Raw genomic sequence first — 22,084 nt, forward strand, 5'->3', positions numbered from 1 at the left:
ATCGATCTTCGATCGGTGCCACGATACTGCCCGAGTTCCAGAACCGCCGTCAGAATCGTCGATGCCGTGTTCAGTCGGCCGCGGGGAAGGTGACCTGCATCGTCCCCAAGCATTCGGCCAGGGTGCCGGAAAAGGCTATCGGCTACAGCAAGCATTGAGGTGTGGCAAGAGCTTATAAAGCGCATCAAAGCTCGCGCGATCCTCGGTAGAGGCAGATAGTTGCTATGTTGCTGTACTCCGGTAGCCGGTGCGAAATCGCACCCCACTATCACCTGATAACGCTCTTATGAACCGTCACTGTAGTTGGCGTTGCCAACATCAAGTCGAGGTCGTCTCGAAGCAAAGCTATTACCGCAAGATCAGCGGTGGAAAGCTCAGCGATTGCGTACGACGTACCAAAGTTGCTGTTCACACCTAAGCAACTTGGCTGGCAGAGTCATTGACGTTAATCAACACTAATTGTTTTGCTTTGCGACAAGTTATGGCTTTCTCATCATACACGGACAACTGGAACCAGTAGAACCCGTGCCTCAGCCAGAGTCAATAGATAGGGTTAGGTGGCCGGAACACGGAAACTCCACCTACCCGGTAAGCTGGACCGGCGTGTAGCCGTTCCAATACGGCAGATTGAGTTCGATGAGTTGTGAGAACAGCGGCAAGCGATGAGTTGTGAGAACAGCGGCAAGTTGTTGACGCTCAGCACAGTGTCGCCATCACCAGCTGTTTTGCCTACAAAAGACGATACTGGCGAATGCGAACCGTGTAACTCCTGGAAAGCTTCAATGGCAACGTCATCATGCTGTCGACGAACTGTCAGCATTATACTATGAATACTGGGGTGAAGTTGAGCACCGAGGCAGAACTTATAGCGTTACTTCTCCAACACTGACAACGTGGTAGCGGTAGACCGAATCTTGGCTGGATAGGCAGATAAAGCCGCTCCGGGTTAGCCTTAGATAATCGGGCATTGCGGACCAATGTCTTTCCTATAATTGAGTGGCATGCACTCCGTCGTGATCTCCCCAACCATCTCACGTCACTCTAGTACAGGACCGGCTAGCCGGGCAACAACAGTAGAGCGAGTAGAGCGGTGAACAGCTCGATTTGGTTACGGTCGCTATCCAGCAGTGGTGCCAGGCTGCGCCAGCTTCCGACATTCGCCTTCATCCGTGGCTCCTTGGCGTATTCGGCATACATGTAGTCGCGTTCTTCATCGGTGACCATTTCCAGTGGCAACTCGTCGTAGTTGCGCAGGAAAATCTCCCACTGAGCCATCTTTGGAACTGCCGGCGTCTGCGCCAGGATCTTCGAGATCGGGAACCACGACTACCCCAGCCGCGGCGACATGAAGATACGCGGCATCAGCTGGCAGTAAAACGCCATATGGCCATACGGCATTAGTCACCACCGGCGGCGGGCATCACCGAACTACAAGACCAAATCGGACGGCCACTGATTAGCTTCTTAGCTTCGTCCAGCAGTACCTGTCCCAGGAATTTGTCGTCGTCGACCACTTTGCTACCGCGCTTAAGGAAAGCATGCTTCTCGGAAAAATTCTCGCAATTGGCACAAATCGAGCTCGAAGAGGTAGGGCACCACTTCCAGCTGAACCCCGTCGATGAACATGACAAGTCAAAAGAGGAGAAAATCGATCCTCGCTTCTTGCACGTTCACATTGTCGTAGTTCAGATCCGGTTGGTGATAAAAGAAAGATATGCCAATAGCACTTGGTAGCGGACCGGGTCGAACGTCCAGTTAGACTCTTCGCTGTCGACAAAGATGATTCGAGCTTAGACGTATTCGCAGAATGCGGGCAGCACCTTATATGAAATACCGTATATCGTAGCAGACATCATGCAGCGGGGAGTCATAGAACAGCAGAAGCCAGATGTAGTCGATGCCGAGCTATTGCCGGTAATGCAAGCGGTCTATTGAGTCCCCGCAGATCGACCAGCACCGGCGGAACTAACGTAGTAGAACGCCCGGACCAATCCCTCGTAAAAGACAACTTGCTCGAATCAAGTCGAGTCTACAGTCGGTACAACAGCGTTACCGAAATCCTCGGCACTCGGATGCTCGACTACACCCCCTTCGACGTGACTGTCGCCGCAGGATGCTGCTCACCAGCCTCAACGAGATGGACTTCGTTGATCAATGAACCCACAATGCCACAGATACCCGAGGCAAGACACCCTGGGATCAGGCCTGAGATCAAGCATCGCTCCAAGCGAATTGGCTGGCCGGCAGGCCGCGCCACTATCCGACCGGATGTCAAGCTGGAGGTCCCTCCGCTAACGTCACATTCGCGGTGAGGTCACCGCCGCCAGCAGAGCGATAGTTCACCGCAACGGTTTCCCCAGGATGATGCGGCACGAGCACATTCGTCATAGCGGTGGCCTCGCTGATGGGTACACCGTCGACCGACGTGATGATGTCACCTACCGAAATCCCAGCCATCGCGGCTGGACCCGTCGCGACCACACGGGCAACCCGTGCGCCGTTGCCGTTGTTGTCTAAAACGCCCAGGCCAAAGAAGGCCGTCGGGCCTATGTGTACGGTGTTTGACCCAGCCCCGGACCGGATGGCACCGACGACCTCCATCGCCTGACCAATCGGAATGGCGAAGCCCTGCCCACCCAACATCTTGTAGTTATCGGTAGCAGCAGTGTTCATGCCGACCACCTGACCTCGGCTGTTGACGACGGGCCCGCCCGAATCGCCGGGTTTGATCGGGGCGTCGACCTGGATTAGTCCGGACAACGTCTCTTGGGCGCCGGTCAGGGGTTCAGACGCTTGGACGGTCTGGTTAAGTGCTACGACACGACCCGGCAACACGCTGGGAAGTCCACCCTGGCCGCCCGTGTTGCCCAGAGCCACAATCGGTTCGCCGATCGCCACGTCACCACCGATTACTGCGGTAGGCAGGTTACTCGCGCCACGAAGCTGGAGCACCGCGACGTCCTGGGTACGGTCGTAACCAACCACGTCGACGCCGTAAGTTTTGCCATTTCCGACATCGAACGCACTGATATCGGTAGCACCCGAGATCACGTGATTATTGGTCAGCACGACACCGCTGGAATCGATAACGATTCCCGTCCCGGCTCCCACCGCGCTGTTGTAGCCTAATCTAGTGCTGATATTGACCACCTGAGGCGCAACCATCGCGGCGGGATTGAGCGGCAGGGGTGGCCGGTTGCTGAACCGATCGAGCGCCAAAGTGGACGGTCCAGACGGTGTGGCTGACCCTGGAACCACGGCTAGACTCAGACCTAGCGCAGCTAATGTACTTACCAGCCATGACCGCCAGAGTGAACGGTGGGGTTGTCTGCTCATCCCGTAATCTCCCGCATCCAGCTAAGAACTAGAATTGTTCCAACCTTCGGTTCTGGGTGGCATGACTTTGTGTATATCAAGCTAGTGCAAATTGCTGTCGGCTACACATTTGGGATATCGCTCCGGCCGGCGAAGAACGGAACGCTGAGGTTGCTGTCAAACGATCAGCTGTGCTGACGTAACGGGGTTAAGTGAGGTCGCGCCGGGCGGGGAGATTCCCCTCACCTTAAGGTCGGCTCAGTGCTACACACAAGCCGATGGTTCCCCCTGTATATTGTCGTCCCACTCAAGACGGTCGTGGTATCGGTCCGAGCAACAATCATCTACATCGTAAACCCCGCGGTCTGTTGTCACACGATTGTAGTAGCTGAGCCGGGTCACGATACCAGCGTCCTCGTCGACTTCGAGAGCGGATTGCTAAACACGTGTGTGATTCGGGGTGTGCTATCGGGATAAAGCATGATCAGTGACTTCCAGATCGCCAGTAGCCGGGTGGCATTGACTGTGCCGTCGGCCTGATGCGGATATCGGCAGGCTCGAAGAGAGCGACCGCCCCCGCCAGGTCGTGACTGTCGATACGTGCGGCATAGTGACAGAGGAAGTTTGCCATCTGAGTACAACTCTCCAGGCCGTTAACCTAGTGTGGCCCTACCTACACCGACACTGTACGGGAATTCGACCCGACGAGCTGACGTCCCCCGGCAGACCCGGGTCAACCAACGCAAGCCAGTGCTACGGCCCAGTCATTGGTACCCGGCCAGCAGCCTTGTGTTAGGCAGTCGCTGATGGGAAAGCTGTTTACCGCATACTGTTAGATGGGACACATACTTATGTAGGGCGTGTGTAATGGCCCCGGAAAACTACGAAAAGGAAAAGATCTATAGCGGACAGGAGTGAATGGATCCCCGAAACACGGTAGTCGTTCCCACCGCGAGCAGCCCCAACAACGTTCGCAATGTGGTTCTGGTCGGTCCGTCCGTAGCTGGTAAGACCACCTTCGTCGAAGCACTACCGATCGCGGCCAGCCTGTTACCCAGACCGGGCACAGTGGTGTACGACAGTACGGTCTACAACTACGGCGAAGCTGAAATCTGTCAGCAGCGGTCAGTGGGGCGTTACCCTGACTTCATCTACTTATACGACAGCATCAAGGTCAACCCCGTCGACGCACGCCCGGATACACCGATTTTGTGGGCGAGCTGCGAGCCGCAGATTGCACGCCGTTCGTCATCGCGGCAAACCAGGGCTTCGGTGGATAGTCCTCGATCCGCAGCAATCACTAAGCTCGGCCACTCCCAAGATGAATTATCAGGAGACACTTTCTGCCGCAAAAAACACGTTCAAGAAAGAAATATACCACTTTCCTTCCTACTGAAGACGACCTGATCGGATTGTTGTCACAGACCTGCGATCGATTACAATGGCGGCCCAGAGCAACGGACGCCAACGACCCGTCGGACGCCGATCGTACCCGAGCAAGCGCGCGACACCCTGATTGAAGGAATTCTCTAGGAATCCGAGGATGAGTCGCTGGTGGAACATTCAAGGACAAAATTCTTCACACCGAAGGGTTCGCTGGGTTCGCTGCACGTCTAGCTGGCTTGTAGCGCTAACGGTAGTTACTTGCAGAGGAGGTGAAGACGACGTCAGACCCTACGGTCGGCAGGGTCGTCCTGGTACAGATGTTTTCCGAGACCACCAACCCTGACACGATAGTTCACATGTCGCGCGATTTTGCTGTGCTTCGAGTTCGGATAACAGCGCGCAAGCATCTGGGCAGAGTGACCGTGACAAGGATAAACGTATCGGGGTCCTTGCATTCCCACTCAGCGGTCAGCAGCACTCCGCGCCCGTGGCGGTAGTGGGCGACATCTGAGTGATCAGCAAACTAGTACGAGCCGGCTACCCGGTGGTCGACGTCCGAGTCACACCGCTGGACGGTAAAGCACACAGCGTCGCCCCTTCGGACTTAGCATTCCCGGCGGCGAGTGCGGTGGCCTTACGGAAAACGGCAGCTGCGATGACGGTTACCTTGCTCGAGCCGATCGACGAGATCTCTGTGCTGATATCCGATGATGTCGTAGACGCGGCGATGGGAAGAACCAACGCAAATGATTCAATTCACATACGACGTCGTGTTATTCACCCGCTATGAACCTATGCAGGAATCCGCAACGTCCTGGGTGAATACCACGCATGTAGACGTGTATTTATTATAAAATATTGACGATTAGCGAATTTCTCGCCCACAGACTGCCAAACATTTTGTCGTCTTGGGTCCGCTGACCGCCATTTTGGTGATCCGTTGCGTGCTATGGACCGCAACGCGACGGCGACTGATCTAGCTGGTTCTGGTACTTACCGGCGGTACTCTAATACCTTGATATCTTGATCCCATTGACCAAACGCGCGAGTCTGATGGTTAGATGGTTAAAATCCGGATCGCCCTGTCCATCACCTTGCGGATTCACAAAGAACTCGGCGAAACCTTGATCTACATCTCCTTGCACCGCTGGTAGCCGTGTTCGCTTTGCTAACCACTGTCCATATTCGCCGGACAAGCGGACAAACGGTGAAATGTACTTTGCACGAGACTGATCGGAGTTCTGGTGATCGCTGACGCTGTGGCCACACTGGTCCAGACCTATCACATCGACGATGTGGGTGCGTGCAGACCGAGTGGGAAAACGTGGCTTCGAACGTAACTGGGTCCTCACATCCTCACCCCCGATGAGCGAACTGTTCGGCCACGGCGCGGCGGTCGAGCGAACCTTTGGCGGTGTGCGGAAGCGCGCTCGCCTCCTGAAATCTGGTGGGCACTTCGAAGGCCGCCAACCGATCACGGCAGAACACCGCAAGCTCCGACGGAGTCGGTGCTATGACCTCGCGAGGAACAATCACTGCGGTCACTGTCTCCCCGTACACCTTGTCAGGATCACCAAATACCGCTACCTCCATAACGTTGTGGTGACTGGCCAATACACCTTCGACGCGCTCCGGCGAGATCTTCTCGCCGGAGCGGTTTATGAGTTCCTTGATCCGGCCACGGATCCTCAGGTCACCGGTTACCGACAGTGACCCCAGATCACCGGTACGCAACCATCCGTGGGTGAAGTTCGCTGCGGTTATCGCCGGATCACCCAGATACCCACGCACCACTGTGGAGCCACGCAACCAAACCTCCCCTACGGTATCCGGGGGGAGGGGTTGACCGTCGGACCCGACGATGCGGATCTGTACGCCAGTTGACTGACCGACAAGACCGTTTGTTACGGTGGGATTCTCCCCTTGGCCGAACCATTTTATATTTGTGGTTGTCACCTGGTGAGTGGCCTCGGTCATGCCGAAAGCACATATCACCGGCGCCAAGAACTCTTCACGCAGCGCTTGCGCCGTTTCCTGGGTAAGGGGCGCACTGCAACTGCGGATAAAGCGGAGTTTGGCTCGCTTACTCCGGAAAGATTGAGTAGAAGCGAGTTCCAACAAGATCCGATGAATCGCCGGCGCGGCCGTGTACCAAGTAGCCGCAACGGCATCGATGTCGTCCCAGAATGTGCGCGCCGAGAACCGCGCGCGAGCAGGGAGCAACACCACACCTCCAGATGCCAGGGTCGACAGCAACGCAGCAATGAGCCCATGACCATGGTAGAGGGGCATCACCACGACAGTCGCATCCTGTGGGCCGAGCTGGTACGCGGTAATGATGGCGTGAACGGAACCGGCGATATTCCCGTCTGTCCACGGGACCATCTTCGGCAAACCCGTCGTTCCTCCAGTGAACATGATCATAGCGTCATCGTGCCGGAGCCCGTCAGGCGTCGAAGTGACTGGATGCAACGCCGCAGTGTCGTCCAGGTGGACCAACAAGCTGCCTTCCGAAGCGCCTGTGACGCTACCGTAGGAAACCGCAATCGGCCAGTAGCGCATCGTCGCTGCTCGCTGGTCGCTAACGCCTTCAAGGGCAAGACTGTCCACCAATGTCACTCGCACGCCCGCTGCTTGGCTCCGGATGCATTGCTCATTGACAGGTAGAGCCGGATCTAACGGCACCACAATCAGGCCGGCTCGCGACGCCGCTAGTAAGCCTACAACGAATTCAATGTTGCTAGCCGCGCACAGCGCTACCCGATCGCCAGGCAGCAGGCCACCCAGCGCCAGCTGGACGGTCAAATCATCGACCAGTCGGAGCAAATCTCGGTAGCTCACCACTATGCGATTGTCGGTCACGACAAGCGCTGGCGCGCTTGGATTCCGAATTGCTGCCGCCTCGACCAAGCTGGCGATACTCGGGCTTTCGAATTGGCCAGTCAGCCTCGCATCTATCTGTTCAACCGGAGCTCTGCTGCTGGTAATCGACTCCGATTTCATCGCCGCACTCCTTACGCCTTCTTCGATATGAACAGCGTTTCTCTTCAGAAAACCATGCCACGCAGTTTTGTCATGCGTCCAATAACCACCCGATAATGCTTGATAGCGAATACCATTGAAACGGCAATAATACGCCGACTAACAGGTAAATATAGTCCTTCGATAGACGACGTGGATCACCGCACAGCGGCTTAGGCTTGGACAGCGACGAGTCCGCCAAATCAGTGTGATTACATCAAAGCCGTTGCGGATCGCCTACAGCCCGCCTAGACGCACACGATGTAGTCGATTCTTAACATGCCCCTCCCTGGCAGCGAAGCGGCGACAAGGGCGAAAAGCGCGCGTTTGACCGCGTTGTGGATCCGCTCAAGGTCAACGGCATCGAAACAATCTACAGGGTCGTTGGTATCCCGATCACCGACCTCGTGCGTATCGCGTAGGTGCTTGGAATCCGCCACATCAGCTTCCGTCAGAAGACCTCTGTCCAACGCCGTGCCGCTGCTGGATTCCTCGTCCGACGCCCGTGTGTGTCTAATTGGAATGGTGGCGGCACCCGGCTTCCTCAACAGCCTAGTTGCCTTGGCAAACGCCACGATTAATTGCTTTACGCTGATCCAGACCTAGGGTGCAAGCAATCAAGCGCTGGTGGATCGGCATTAAGAAGATTACGATGACCTCGACCAGCTCAACGCTGTAAAGCCTTTCGCGAAGGCGACATCCCGGATTGACCAAGCAAGAACAGGGCGCGCCATTTGCGTTTCAGTGTTGGGCTTCCCGGGCACCGCTTACCTCGATATCCCTCGGTTATACGATGGTCTCGGTCCTTGTGCTCCCGGCCGCATCCGACACAATTTTCCAGTTCGTCAATCTCGCGCCCCGTCAGCTGTCGGAGCCGGAATCGGTTGATCGCGCATTGAACGCGTTGGCACAGGAGTAGCCCCGGCTGTTCGTACTCAAGCTTATGCACAAGCAGACAACATGATGCAAGCCATGTCGAAGATGTCTTGAGAAGACATCCACGTGGATGTTGATGGCCAAAGGGCTATCGCCCAACTCCATACCCGCAGTCCGCTACCGCCGCGCGTTCGCTGGCCATCGTAAGCAAGTGCAGGATTGGCCGGGTCAACGCCCGGCTGAACTGGCTTATCGGCGACGGTGAATCGCCGCAGTGGCATACTGATGCAAAATTTGTTTTTATTCAAGTCGATTTGTTTTTATTCAGATTGATATCGCGGTGGCGGAGTTCGGCAGCGGCCGGCTGATCGCGTCGCCACTGGACAGCTAAGTTGGTGCGGGGAGGTCGATGCTACTCAACGGCGCGACTACGAGTCGGATCGTCGCTCCCACATATTGGACCAACGAGCTGGCCAGATCACAAAACAGCAAACGGAGTCAAAATCCGCCAGTGTCTGGCCGACGATATCTCATCCAATGCATTTCGACAACGCACTGAACGTCATTCGCGATGTTCCGCACAATCGCTCGATCTGTGTCTCGACCACCGGAGCCCATATACTCGCCCCGGCCAGTAAATTCCTCAAGATAGAGAAGCCAGCACCGACTTGACACGGAAACCTGGGACGTGATGGGTATCGGCATGGGCTATGCTATTGCCGACGCGGTCCCCTCATCAACCTACAACATCGATTTGACTAAACGCTCGCGCCACAACGTAATCGAAGAAGTCTTCGGCAGTCAAGTATATTATCTCATAACACTTTATTAGCTGCGGTCGATGCTAACCGAAGCGATCACATCGAACGGATTATCAATCGTTGACTTCGAGCTCGTGGCATCCAACCGTGGAGGTGAAAAACGGACGCCTCGCGCGCCTCAAACCCACGAACGCCGCAATGCCGCAATATCGGTCAGCGTCTACGAGTGATTCCCGCTAACTGAGCTTCAAAAAATTCGTTCAACGCCAGTTGCTTGGCGGATGCGACGAGCGCACGGGCTACCGGAGAACCTGGCCCGGCGGAGTTGGTGGCGAGTGCGACGTCGGCTTTCAGAACCGGATCAACCATTTCTACCGCACGGATCTCTGCGCCTATCGGCGTCGTCCACAGCCAGGTGTGCGGAACAATGCACGCCCAATTTCCAGTCGCCACTTGAGCGAATAACGAAGCGACAGAGTCGGTCTCTACTTGCGGGGTAGCAGTGATCGCGTGACCAGCAAAGGCCCTATCAATAAGCTGGCGGTCTCGCATGTCGGGCGTGAGTAAAGCCAGCGGCAGCTGCGAGGCTTCTGGCCATGCCAACACCGACGCCCCAGGCGGCAACATATCCGCCGGCGATACCAACACGTAATGTTCATGGTAAAGCGGCACCAGGTCCACAGCGTGAGTGTCGTCAGGCGCGGAGTGTACGATGACGGCATCGAGCTCAAAATCGCCCAGCCGTCGGTGCAGTTCAGTGACAGGCAGTCGGGAGCAGATTTGCACTTTTATCAATGGGTGCTCCGAACAAAAAGCCGAGAGGACCAGGGACGCTGTCGTCGAGGCAGTAGGCACCGTGCCTAATCGAAGCGTACCAGTGATCCCGGACCGCACTGCATGCACCTCTGCCTTGAATGCATCGTGTTCGGCGAGAATACGCTTGGCCCACACGACCAGGCGCTCCCCTTCGGGCGTTAGGCCCTCAAAGCTGTGCCCCCGGTTAATCAGTGTGACGTTCAGCTCACGTTCGAGTTTGGCGATCGCGGATGAGAGCGCAGGTTGCGAAACGTAGCACCTTTCGGCCGCTCTGGCGAAGTGCCGCTCCTGGGCTACCGCGACGAAGTACTCCAGTTGACGGAAGAGCACCCGTACCTCCTCCCTTTGGGTACCAATCTCGCTGAGGCTAACGCGTCGCTACCAGCCCATCCAACCTACCCACTCGAAGCAACCGCAAATAGATTTCTAACAGCCAGGCGTTAGCTCGGTATTAGCGGACAGGTGGCGATGTTGAAACTACGAATACTTATGTGTTGCTGCTATTTTCACCACACGGAGACCAAGGCCTGCCAAGTTCGGAGTGCTGCGAACAGAAGAAAATTTGTGTTTCAGTTCAACAACATTGAGCAATGACTCAACGATAAGCAATGAGCTATTATTGTCTAGCACGCCGATCCACACAAGGTACGCACCAACCGCCCCTCATGCTGGGACAGTGCGCAAAAGACTACCCGAACAAATTAATCAACGTTTGCTAAAACCTGTAATGGGTAGATGGCCACTAAACTAACTAGAGTAACGTTGTGTTGACCGCACCATCTCGAAGGGCGGAAGCCATGTATCAAGCGGTTCGTTATCTACTTGTCATGGCCGCGATCATCCTGATGGCGGTGGCAGAATCAGGCAGCCCTAGCGTGGCCGCTATCCCTGCACTAAAGCCGACCCCTGAAGTTGCTTCGGTGCTGCCTACTAACGGCGCGGTGGTGGGTGTGGCTCATCTGGTGGTGGTGACGTTCACCGCACCGGTGACGGACCGCTCCGCCGCTGAGCGGTCGATTCGTATAACATCGCCGAACAACATGACCGGCCACTTCGAGTGGCTTGATGGAGATGTCGTGCAGTGGATTCCAACCAAGTATTGGCCCGCCTACACTCATGTATCGGTCGAGGTTCAGGCGCTGACGACGGGCTTCGAAACCGGTGACGCGTTGCTCGGCGTTGCCAGCCTGTCCACGCACACCTTCACCGTCAGCAGAAACGGAGAGGTACTCCGTACCATGCCGGCGTCCATGGGTAAGCCCACCCGGCCGACACCGATCGGTAAGTTCACCGCATTGTCTAAGGAGCGCACCGTCGTGATGGACTCACGAACCATCGGTATTCCGCTAAATTCTCCCGAAGGGTATTTGATCACCGCGCAGTACGCGGTTCGGGTTACCTGGAGCGGCGTCTACGTACACTCAGCCCCATGGTCGGTGAACTCACAGGGTTACACCAACGTCAGTCATGGATGTATAAACCTAAGCCCAGACGACGCCACATGGTATTTCAACACCGTTAACGTCGGTGACCCGATCGAAGTGGTGGCCTAACGTGAGGCAACCGCGGTGTCGCTACGCGAGGAACACAACATTGTGCGGACTAACGGGCACATTACGACGGTTTGCCGACGGACTTCGTAGCCGAGGTAGTCACCTCACAGTTTGCAAAGGTGTACGGCGGCTAGCGGTCCGACGACGTGATGAACCCACACGATGACGAGCTATTCTCGGATGTGTTCGTGGCCTGGCTACTCGAAGCTGGCCACGACCTCCAGCGGATCGATGACTATGACCAAATAACTAAGGCGTTTCGAACCCGCTCTGCGGGCTTTGCAGTACAAGCAGCGGTCAGCCCATTGATAGCTTATCAGAATCCGGAATAGCCGACGGATATTCGGCTAAAGGTAGTGCAGACAGCCAAAATTGTTGTGTATAAAAGATATTCCGCATCCATCGCTGGTTTTAATCGAACAAGTACGTTACGGATCTGCGGATACTTGGACCGGTTTAACCCGCGACTATGCTGGCTGCGCAGTACTTGCGGGGCAGCCAGCCTACCGAAGAGAATCCGACATTCGGATCTAAAACGTGCAGAAATTGGGTAAGTCGTTGAATTGACCGGCGAGCCACAACAGCAGCGGAATGATGGATGCGACCACCGCGCCGTCAGCACGTGGTTGATTGAAGTCTTTTCAAGGAACGACGGCTCCTCGGTGGTCTAGAACTGGACATAGGCTCCCTGCTTGCACCAAGCATGTCCGAGTGGGTTTGAGATGCGTACACGGCACCAACGGATTATAGTAATTACTGGCGCTGAATACCGGTAATTTTTTTACTTTATAGCGCTAGATCAGCTGAATATCAAAAATTTCTTGACCGGCTCTTCATTGACAAGTTTATCCATATCGTCGTTGAAATATCCGCGGAGATTCCGTAACTGGAATTTGAGCAGCTTTTCATCGATGCATTGGGGGCGAGTTCTTGGCCAGTAAATCTTCACCGTACAGAGTCAACAACTCGTTAATCACTGCAGCCTATTACGGATAGGAATAAATGGTCCCATGGAGTAAAATCCGGCGTGCCGAACAGGGCGTTGCCGTCGATATAGTGCAGCGTTTCGGACTAGGTTGACGGACAATACATCAGAATGGGCACCCATTACATTCCTCGCCCCAGGGCGTAGGCCAACGCAAGTAGGTACGCTGAGGCCAGCATTGTTTGTGGCCAGGTCCTCATAGTCGGGTCATGACTATGAGGACCTGCGGGCTACCAGCGTCGCTACAAACGGATTCTTCCTAGCTAGCCATGCAGTAACAACTACAGTGGCCAGTGTATTACCTGGCTGAACAGCCGGGGTGGAACGCAATGGTACCCTGATCCTGGATGTTCGGCTCGTAGCCGAGCCCCCCTTTCCGGGACCAGGGATTAATCCGGGTCGAAGTGCGGGCTGGTTTATCGTGATCAGCCGGCTGCGGGAGTTGGTGCTGCGGTAGGCGGCTTTGCTGCAGCACCTGGGTTGAAGGCAGGGGGCTCAAGCACTAAAACCTCATTGGCTCGGTGCGAATCAACTCGGGTGGGCTAGACTGGGCGACAACGAGTCGGGTGGTGTATGGGATTCCGCGTCCTGACTTTGATAGCCTTCGAAATAAAATTGGCCTTCGGTAGTTCCCGACGAACATATCTCACCAAACCCACGGTAACACAAAATTAAGCTAAATGCAGGTGCAACAATGAAATTAAGGTACCCGAAGCATGGCCGGGAGATTACCGACGGCGCCAACGCTTAAACAAACAGAACCGGGAAGGAAAACCCGCAACTAATTAAGCAATCCATTTTTTATCGCGGTGGCTTGCTGCTACCGAATATAGGCTACAAACCCTTGGATCGATCGGATCGTTGGTACACTGTCGAATTTAAGATTCACGAACGCTTTACCCTCGATAAATTGGCATACCGACGCCGGTGGAGAATTGCTGGTGCAGACCGGGATAAGGAAGGAGGTGCTGACCGAGCGATTGTCATTGGTAGTCCGTTACTGCGAAAATTGGCGGGAACACAAGAGGCCGATAAATGGCCGCACAGGCCCATGGCCGGAAATGTCTTACCACCTATGTGTATGTGCGACAACGCATAAGCTTCGATACACAAGTAAGGAGCTGAAGATGACGGCGGCGGTGATGCGTGTTGTGCGGTTCGACCGTTACGGAGGTCGTAGCGTGTTATAATTAGCCAACGTCTATATGCCGCTGCACAGTCGTGGCGAGATAGTGACCGATTTTCACACAGACGGCATCAACCTCCGGCGAAGACACCAGCAGCGGCGGTGCGGTGCACGAGATAGACATTCCCCCGCCGAGTTTTCGTTCGGCGAGGGCCGCCGACCTTACCTGCGTAGTGACCGCCGTGTTGCCTGACGTCGTCGAGTTCTTCGTCGACGACGAGGGCCCGGGGTGCAGCTTCCACTGCTCCAGCCACGCCATTCACACCGGTGGTCCGTTGGGGCAGTTGATCCCGAAACCTCCCTTAATTGAGTTGGGAGGTAGCTGGTTCGCTGTATGTTGTCGAGAGGCGGCGTAGACAGCCTTGTCGTGCAGTTGTTGGTTCTGCTCAAGGAGCAAATGTTGGCATTTATAGGGCCAAGCAACGCCGACTGACTGCGCTCGTGTGGCGTCCTCCGGATCACCTACGAGACACGTTTTCCAGAGTCTGGCCAAATCCGGCTGCGGAAGACGAGGCCGAACGGAATCGACGCGTTCATCGACTTGTGCGTCCCGACTACGTTCAGTTGGCGATGGATTTTAGTGTAGCCTTGGAATGGGTCAACACACCATCATCTTTATTGTCCCTTTGCAGCAAGCCGGCAAGGCTGGCACCAGAAGTGGATAAAAGCGTATCAACTGTTGGCACCGGGACCGCACGCTGCGGCGATCAGCTACCGTGCCACCCTAGAGGTCGGGTGCGCCGCAGGTGTTTGGGGACAGTGACACACACGGCAAAAAATCATTCTGCTGCTACGTGTTGAGCAGTTTGAGACGCCACTATTGTGGCGTCTCAAACTGCTCAACACGCTAACCGACACCAACCTGGACAACTTTAACCACAACCAACACGCAGGCCAGCACCAAATAACCACGTAGCATCAACAACCCTATCCGACGCACCGGCGACATGACCGGCCGATCTAGGTTCGCTAAAACGGGCATAGTCCAGTTTGCGCGACGCTCATCACACAAGGCTCTTCTTTCAGCACGCGTCAGTCTCGCTAGCGCATCGAACTGCGCTTGTTCGGAACCCGAGCAACTAGGCTGCTGCGCGATGCCCCCGGCGCCGCGACGCTCAGCTAACCAGCCGGCTACAATGACAGCAGCAGCCCCAACAACACCAAGCGCGGTGCCGGCACCCAAGCCACCCACCATGGCCGCTGTCGATAAGTTGGGGAACAATGTCACCACAGTCAACATCAGCGATAACACCACCAGCGACCACACGATCATCCACGCAAAAACATTCTGGCGTGCAGTGTTCACCCACGGACCCAGCACTGGGCGATCATTGCACAGCAGCACCAAAAACACAGTTGCCGAAGGCAGCAGCACACCGGCGAGCGCCTGCACACCTTGCGTGATGAGACCGAGGATGTGACCAGGGCTGAACGCGACCACAGCCGATATCCCAAGAAGCGCTGTGTAGCTACCGTAAAACAGTGGGGCTTCGGTAATTTTCCAATGCAGCGAATGAGGCTTGCCCAGAGCATCGCCGAGTGCATATGTAGTGGCAAGCCCAACGACATTGGCACCTATCAACGACGCGTCCAACAAAATGATCGCGAACAATACACCTATCGGGTGCCCGACGTGATCGGATAAGTGGGATGCTACCGCCCCTGCATCAGTGAAGTTGCCAGAGTCAGCTGTACCGGCGAGCCCGAAAGCAGTTGCCGACATCAGGGCGATAGCCCCTGCCATGACACCGACGATACCGACAACCAGATCGGCTCGGCCATAACGCATCCAGCGCGGCGTGATGCGCTTGTCAACCACACTAGACTGTTGAAAAAACAATTGCCAAGGCGCCACCGTGGTGCCCACAATCGCCATGATGACCAGCAACACAACGGAGGTCGGGGAATCTGGCTTGCCGGGCAATGACGGCAGCAGTCCGTGCAGGCTTGGGCCCAGGGCAGGATGCACCGACAACACCAGCGGGATGACAGCAACATTTACCGAAATCAGCATGAACATCACCTGCTCCCAACGACGGAATGAGCCACCGGCGACCATCGCGAACAACAGCACTGCGGCAACGGGTATAGCGATCGTCTTCGGGCAACCCAAAAAATCTAGCGCCAATGACACACCGATGAATTCGGTGACGATTGTCAAAGCGTTGAGGATCAACAAGTCACCAACGCTGAAAGCACCCCAAAACTTGCCGAACCGCTCGAAAATCAGTCGTGCATGCCCAACCCTGGTAACCGCACCCAACCGGAGCACCATCTCCTGGTTGACATACAGAACCGGGATCAGGAGCACCAGTGTCCACAACAAGTTCATCCCGTACTTCTGTCCGGCCTGTGCGTAGGTAGCGACACCACCGGCATCGTTGTCACCAATCATCGCAATCAGTCCCGGACCTGTGATAACCATCATCAATCGCAGTTGTTGCCAACGACTGCGGCTCGCATGGGTGACATCCCACCCTATGCGGCCAAACGCACCAACGATGTCACCGACGTGTGCGGAATCCAGCACAGATGAACCGGACGTGTCGGGTGTTACCCGTGGTGTAGCACAGTTTTTGACACACATGATGGCGTCACCGGTGGTAGGCGGGACCGCTACGGCACTGATTGCATCAGTAGAAATGTAAGTCATTGGATTCTCGCTATTATCGACGGGCTCGTGCTCAAAGATGATGAGCGACAAGGCGCGCTAAGCAGGGGACATCGCCCGCCGCTGGGTGAGTTATAGCAGGACAGACCAGGGTGGTTCTCCGCACTGACCGACGGATAACCGCCTAGCTAGCTATTATCGAAATAGCCATCCGCGACAGATACCGGTCGGCCCGCTCCTGCGGAGTCAGGAGGCGCCGGGTTCCCCGACGTTTGGTTCGCAACCGCAACGCACGCAACATTGACCATTCGGTCACCCTAGTAGCACAGATAACATGTTGTGCACCAAAAAAGATCATGATCGTTCTCCTACCAGGAACCCAATCGGCAGGTGGCATTCAATAACGTCATGCACAACGGCTTTCAAAACACCGAGACGCACCTGGGCATGGGCTGCAACCCAGAGCATAGCGACAGATGCATACGGAACATCCGAGAAAGCTCAGGCGGAAGAAGGAACACCGGAACTGGATCGGGACAAGACAATTTTTTTCACATACGGACTGTCACTCGGACTCATCTCGCCCTCACCTCCTCACGGCCGGGACACACGCGGGTGTCGGCTATATTTAGTCACCTGTAGGTAAGAAGCAGAAACATTCAGCAGGAAACCGCCGAACGCATCCCCTCATCGCCGGAGCTTAGGCACTGCACAGCATATCTGGACCAACGTCCAGAAACCACTTGGACTTGGACCCAACCCTGGGAGTTGTCTTGACCCGATGCATCTCTCGACGTCCGGGATCGGTGGCCTATATCCATGCAGAAGCCTCACCTACCGAGGTGCTTGCATTCCCATGCTTACACCCGACACCCGGTGCTCGTCAAACGCCTTAGTACAGAATCTTAAATCTTAAGAAGCTTAGATTGGCATTTATGGTCAGCTTCACGCTTCCGTCGTTTGGTAGAGGCAGTCAAATATCCGGCTAGGTCGTGGTGGCGGTCAACCGAATGTATGCCGAGGCGAAAAGTCAGACGTCACTGTTGAGCTAGAAGGTGGACGAGCTCGAACAGATGTAGTTGACGAGCGAACAAGAACGCACCGACGCGCTGGCGTGACTTCATACATAATACATACCAGTATCCCCCACCCCGAAGCCGGCCTACTGCTTACGTATTGGTACGGACTAATCCGTACCAATACGGTGGTCGAATTTGGTACGTCGTTTAGCAGCCACGCCATCCACCTCGCGGCGGTAATACGACCCCACAATGACAGCGGCGATTGGTCCGTTCCGGCTGAACTCAGCGCCACCAAGAGCGCCGGTGCGAAACAAATGTTCAACACGAACGGATTGAACTACCTGATCACCGTTCTAAAAGAACGATACGCTTCGAACCTGGTAAAAATCCACAGATCAGTTGAGTTCGTTTGATCAACGGTTGGAAGGAGCGATAATCTGCCAAAAAAACCGCTCGAACCGTAGCTGTCGATGGGAGAATTGACTGTTGCTGACAACACGAACATACCCAAAACCCAACCATACCTCGATTACGCACGTAATCCAGACAATGGCTACATAATCATCGTTTATCCGGTCAAAATCTCAGCAGTATAAAACCCGATTAGGTACGGCAGTAATTAACAACTACTTCAAAGATTCTTCTAGCCAAGGTGTCAACCATTTGACGCCTTCCGGAGTGAGGTGGACACCGTCGCTGCGCACCTTAATTCCGTCGACCTTAGCGGTGTAAACACCGTCCGGACATAGCTTTTTGTTCAGATCGAGGATCTGTACGTTCGAATGTTGACTAACTGTATTGCGCAACATGGTGTTCCACTGGTTAACTCGATCCGGTTGGTCTTCTGGATACAACTGACCATCAGGCTTTTCGCCGCCGCGGCTGTATGGCACCGTGGCAACGACCACTCGAACACCAGAGGAGCCCAGGATATTCAGTGCTTGCTGCAGCTCCGCATTGAGGTAAGAGTCGAAAGTTGGATCGCCGATGTGTGTCCACTGTCCTTCGTTAACGCGGTTTACCGTCTCCCAGCGACCTATAATCAGCAGTGCGACATTTGGATGATCTTTGTTGATCTGAGTCGACCACCTGATGGGCCAGTTATCACATTCTGGTCGTTGCTCCAGAGTTTGGCCAATATACTGATACGGCGTGCCACGCACCAGACTGCAGCCGATGACGGTGTGGTCGATAAAGGCGAATCCTGGCGTCGGCGGAAGATAGTGCATCCAAGTCCACCCGATCGAATCACCAAATACCGCAACAGTAAAAGGCTGGTTAGGATCTCGCGTACTCGAAAGTTTTCCTCTCGGCGGGGACGGTGATACGGCCGCTACCGTCGACACTTCCGGCGGCAGAGCAATATCACGCAAACCCGTTTCGGTTCCCACCGGAATCACCCACATCGTCGCCGCAGCGGCACTAGCGACAGTGGCCGCAGCCAACGGCAATAACGGCACTCGTACCGGTCGCCAGTGGCGAATGGGTTGTTCGATCAACCACCAGGATACTGCCGCCACTGCCACTGTCGCAGAACACCGAGAGGCAAACAGTGGGACTCCGGACCACCCGGTGCGCTCGCCGTTGAGCGCCAGGAAAATCGGCCAGTGCCACAAGTAAATGCCGTACGAAATAGTGCCCAGCCACACCAGCGGGCGCAATGCAAGTAGGCGGGCCACCGTTCCACGCTGTTCCAATGCCACCGGCGCGATCACGATGACGGCCGCAATTGCGACCCCGATCAGCAGGCCGTGACGGAAGTCACCGGCCCCTCCCGTTGCATAGTGTGTAGCCGCCGCCAACCCTGCCAGACCAAGGACCGGTAGGAACCGAGCGATCAACTGCCCCCACCGAGTCCTAATCAAGCACCAACCACGGTTTAGCGACGGCCAATCCCGAACCAGCAGAGCCGACGCCGCGGCGCCAACCAGCAACGCTTGCGCACGGGTATCGGTGCCGAAATAGATGCGGTCGCGTGTAACGTCGCAAACACGGGCGATGGCGACTGTGGCAGAAGCTAAGGCTCCCAATGAGGCGAGCACAAAGACAGCCAATCTAACGGCACCGAGGGTCGCGTAGCGGCAACGCCGCCTGGCCCTCGCGGCCAACAGTAAAGTTACCGCGATCAACAGCAGTGGCCAGACAAGGTAGTACTGCTCCTCCACCCCAAGCGACCAGGCATGCTGCAGGGGCGAGGGAGGCGTACCTTGTGTGAAATAGTCGGCCTTATGGACCACGAAGCGCCAATTCGCTACCCACAAAAACGTTGCTATCGCATCGTTCCGTAAGTTGGTGAGCGCCTGGTACGGAAAAAGTTCGCGAGCAATGCCTACGGTGAGCACCATCAACACCAAAGCTGGCAGTAGCCGGCATGCACGCCGAATCCAGAAGTTGATAGCGTCGATACGCCCCGTGTGTCGCAGCTCGTCAAGCAGCAACGACGTAATCAGAAACCCACTGAGGACAAAAAAGAGATCGACGCCGATGAATCCGCCGCTCAGGCCGGGAATGCCACCGTGCTGAGTGAGCACCAACGCAACCGCTATCGCACGAAGACCATCTAGCGCTGGAATGCCGTTACGCCGCTCGGGTTGGTTCCAAATCCTCAGCAGACCAACACGCCGCACAGGAGCAACCCATCGAGGATGCCGAGCAAAACAAGCCGGCGCGGGATAAATCCCGCCCGGCTCAGCGTGCGCGGTTAGCGCCCTGACCACCAAGGCGTCCGGCGCCATAGTTGCTGCCGATACGTCGCTGCTCCTCCTGTTGATTCCCGCAAGCTTAGATGCAGCACAAACCAGATACCGGCTAAGACACACCACGGTTTTCCTATGCCAGGTTTCCTATCTGGAGCCCTGTTATCTAGGACGATCCGATTTACATCAGGACCAACCGACTCGTGGTCTTCGCACATTTCTGCGGTACTGGCGTCAAAATCGCTAAAGCCAGCGGCTCATCCAGCAGAGCATACCACTGTATCTATAGGTTGCTTTTGCTGCTCCAGCGTGATGTACAGACCGCTGGTGTCCGAACAATCATACGTTAAATAGGTCATGTCGTTCAACGACTTGTTGGCGGTTGAGATCGGAGTGCGATCACGATCAACGCCATCACGGTCACCGAGATTCGGCGGAAAGTGTAAAGCCTTCGTTTCTCACTGCTCAATGACCTGCTCGACCTGAAGATCGTTGAGGTTCATCAAGAAATCCCGACGATACTTATTCCGTCAGAACTGGCAACTATCCTTAACGTCAAGTCCAGAACACCAGGACCTGCAAGTGCAATGTATCTACACGACGTCTGCCAGACAAGCAGTCCAGATTACGACCAATGCCTTCTCTACCTCCACGTATCGGTTGCCCCGTGAGCATGGCACACAGGTACGTCACCAATTGAGTGCCAGAGAAAGCGGATATTGGTTGAACAATAACAGAAAACTGATCGGCTTAAGATGGGTTATTAGTACGATTAACTACACCGCCGATGTTTTCGCCTACTGCTGGTGAATTCATGGCGTGCTAGTCGATACGCTACACGAGGTCGCGCAGTACACGCCTTGTCAGGTGATGTTGATCGACGGCGACAGGTGGCTTGACTACCGAAGTCTCTGCCAGCCAACAACGACGCTGGTGCATGCTCGCATCCCCGTGACCAGCGTGATGTCGTTCATGTTTCCTAACTGGCACGAATTCAGCCGTAATGTATTTGGTATCAAGGCTAGCAGTAACAGTTGCCGACTTATCTTGCTGCCGCGGCAGGATCGTAAACTGCGTTTCATCCTCGAAGACGCCGACGGCCAGATGGTCTTTTTCCCAACATGGTTCGATAGCCATGACTACACTGCTATGTTAGAGTGGGTGACAACCCAGCTATCAGAGCAGTCGTGCTGTTGTACTGGTAAGCTATGATTGCAGCGCGGGTCACATCACGTTCGTGTCGTTGCTTGCGCAGCATACGGTTACCAGAACAGCTACCGAAACTGAACTCCGACGCCGTTCCAATGCACACTGCTGTTGTGCACCACCGCCACACTTATGGATAGCTGGAGGTGGAACCGATGCAGTGCGGCTCAATAAAAATCCGAACGGTGCACGCCTGTGGCGGGCACAACACCGTTTCTCGAGCAGATGCTGAAGGCAGCGCAACGTGCCGGGTCCCGACTTCAAGGTCTCAAGCTCTTCGCGTACTCCGGTGTGTCTGTGTATGTTGTCGTTAATCCGGAGAGCGACAGCATATCTCGAGTCAACGGTCGTCACTCCACGTGTATGGATGGTTCGACAGAAGTTCCAGTCACAACGATCGGAGCACCGAGACGCCGCGCTTATGCCGCAAACACCGATAACTGCAGCGGTCTGGCCAGTGTTCAGCTAGTCTCCGGCGAGATTCATGTGCCCAGCCCGCAGATGGTGGTTGAACCAGTAAGTACCCAGACGACGAAACCGAGTCCTTCGACCGTGAGAGCCCTTCTGCACCGGATATCCAACTAAGTCTAACTCGGACCGCTTAAGTGGCTGGTCGGCTTTGGGTGGGGTAATTGTGGTTGGCTGTTGGT

At 55.4% G+C, this 22,084-nt stretch carries 9 protein-coding genes, 2 pseudogenes and 1 riboswitch; of the genes and pseudogenes, 3 read left to right on the top strand and 8 right to left on the bottom strand.

From position 1 onward, the window contains the following. Positions 1-414: 414 nt before the first annotated feature. Positions 415-2,152: pseudogene (locus ML_RS14570) on the bottom strand (alpha-amylase family glycosyl hydrolase). 119 nt (positions 2,153-2,271) lie between these two features. Beyond that, complete coding sequence (locus tag ML_RS13600) at positions 2,272-3,336, bottom strand: S1C family serine protease (RefSeq protein ID WP_010909015.1); 1,065 nt, start codon at positions 3,334-3,336, stop codon at positions 2,272-2,274. A gap of 897 nt (positions 3,337-4,233) precedes the next feature. Between ML_RS13600 and ML_RS19760 the strand changes: the two genes are divergently transcribed. Together ML_RS19760 and ML_RS19765 are read left to right on the top strand one after the other, a co-directional pair. Then, complete coding sequence (locus tag ML_RS19760; protein WP_049769930.1) at positions 4,234-4,722, top strand: P-loop NTPase family protein; 489 nt, start codon at positions 4,234-4,236, stop codon at positions 4,720-4,722. Between the two features lie 493 nt (positions 4,723-5,215). Next, positions 5,216-5,434, top strand: a pseudogene (locus ML_RS19765) (elongation factor G-like protein EF-G2); the annotation flags it as partial. Positions 5,435-6,057: 623 nt separating this feature from the next. Here ML_RS19765 and ML_RS13610 read toward each other — a convergent pair. The 3 genes from ML_RS13610 to ML_RS13620 form a co-directional block, all read right to left on the bottom strand. Beyond that, positions 6,058-7,704 (bottom strand): FadD7 family fatty acid--CoA ligase, encoded by a 1,647-nt coding sequence (locus tag ML_RS13610; RefSeq protein WP_010909016.1) that lies wholly within the window; start codon positions 7,702-7,704, stop codon positions 6,058-6,060. A 266-nt stretch (positions 7,705-7,970) separates the two neighbouring features. Next, complete coding sequence (locus ML_RS13615) at positions 7,971-8,297, bottom strand: hypothetical protein (RefSeq protein WP_041323569.1); 327 nt, start codon at positions 8,295-8,297, stop codon at positions 7,971-7,973. A gap of 1,275 nt (positions 8,298-9,572) precedes the next feature. After that, on the bottom strand, positions 9,573-10,505 hold the full coding sequence (locus ML_RS13620) for a LysR family transcriptional regulator (RefSeq protein WP_010909017.1): 933 nt from the start codon (positions 10,503-10,505) through the stop codon (positions 9,573-9,575). A gap of 467 nt (positions 10,506-10,972) precedes the next feature. On the opposite strand from ML_RS13620, the gene ML_RS13625 reads away from it, so the two are divergent. After that, positions 10,973-11,728: a L,D-transpeptidase gene (locus tag ML_RS13625; RefSeq protein WP_010909018.1), complete on the top strand. Its 756-nt coding sequence runs from the start codon at positions 10,973-10,975 to the stop codon at positions 11,726-11,728. A 2,175-nt stretch (positions 11,729-13,903) separates the two neighbouring features. Here ML_RS13625 and ML_RS13630 read toward each other — a convergent pair. From ML_RS13630 to ML_RS13645, 3 genes are all read right to left on the bottom strand, one after another. After that, complete coding sequence (locus ML_RS13630; RefSeq protein WP_010909019.1) at positions 13,904-14,158, bottom strand: hypothetical protein; 255 nt, start codon at positions 14,156-14,158, stop codon at positions 13,904-13,906. 588 nt (positions 14,159-14,746) lie between these two features. Then, on the bottom strand, positions 14,747-16,486 hold the full coding sequence (locus ML_RS13635; RefSeq protein WP_172591985.1) for an NRAMP family divalent metal transporter: 1,740 nt from the start codon (positions 16,484-16,486) through the stop codon (positions 14,747-14,749). Positions 16,487-17,189: 703 nt separating this feature from the next. Continuing rightward, positions 17,190-17,359, bottom strand: a riboswitch (M-box (ykoK) riboswitch). A gap of 799 nt (positions 17,360-18,158) precedes the next feature. After that, the gene (locus tag ML_RS13645) at positions 18,159-20,159 is read right to left on the bottom strand and encodes an acyltransferase family protein (RefSeq protein WP_010909022.1); all 2,001 of its coding nucleotides are present in this window, start codon (positions 20,157-20,159) and stop codon (positions 18,159-18,161) included. Between the last annotated feature and the right edge of the window lie 1,925 nt (positions 20,160-22,084).

This window comes from Mycobacterium leprae TN (assembly GCF_000195855.1).
Taxonomy (GTDB): Bacteria; Actinomycetota; Actinomycetes; order Mycobacteriales; family Mycobacteriaceae; genus Mycobacterium; species Mycobacterium leprae.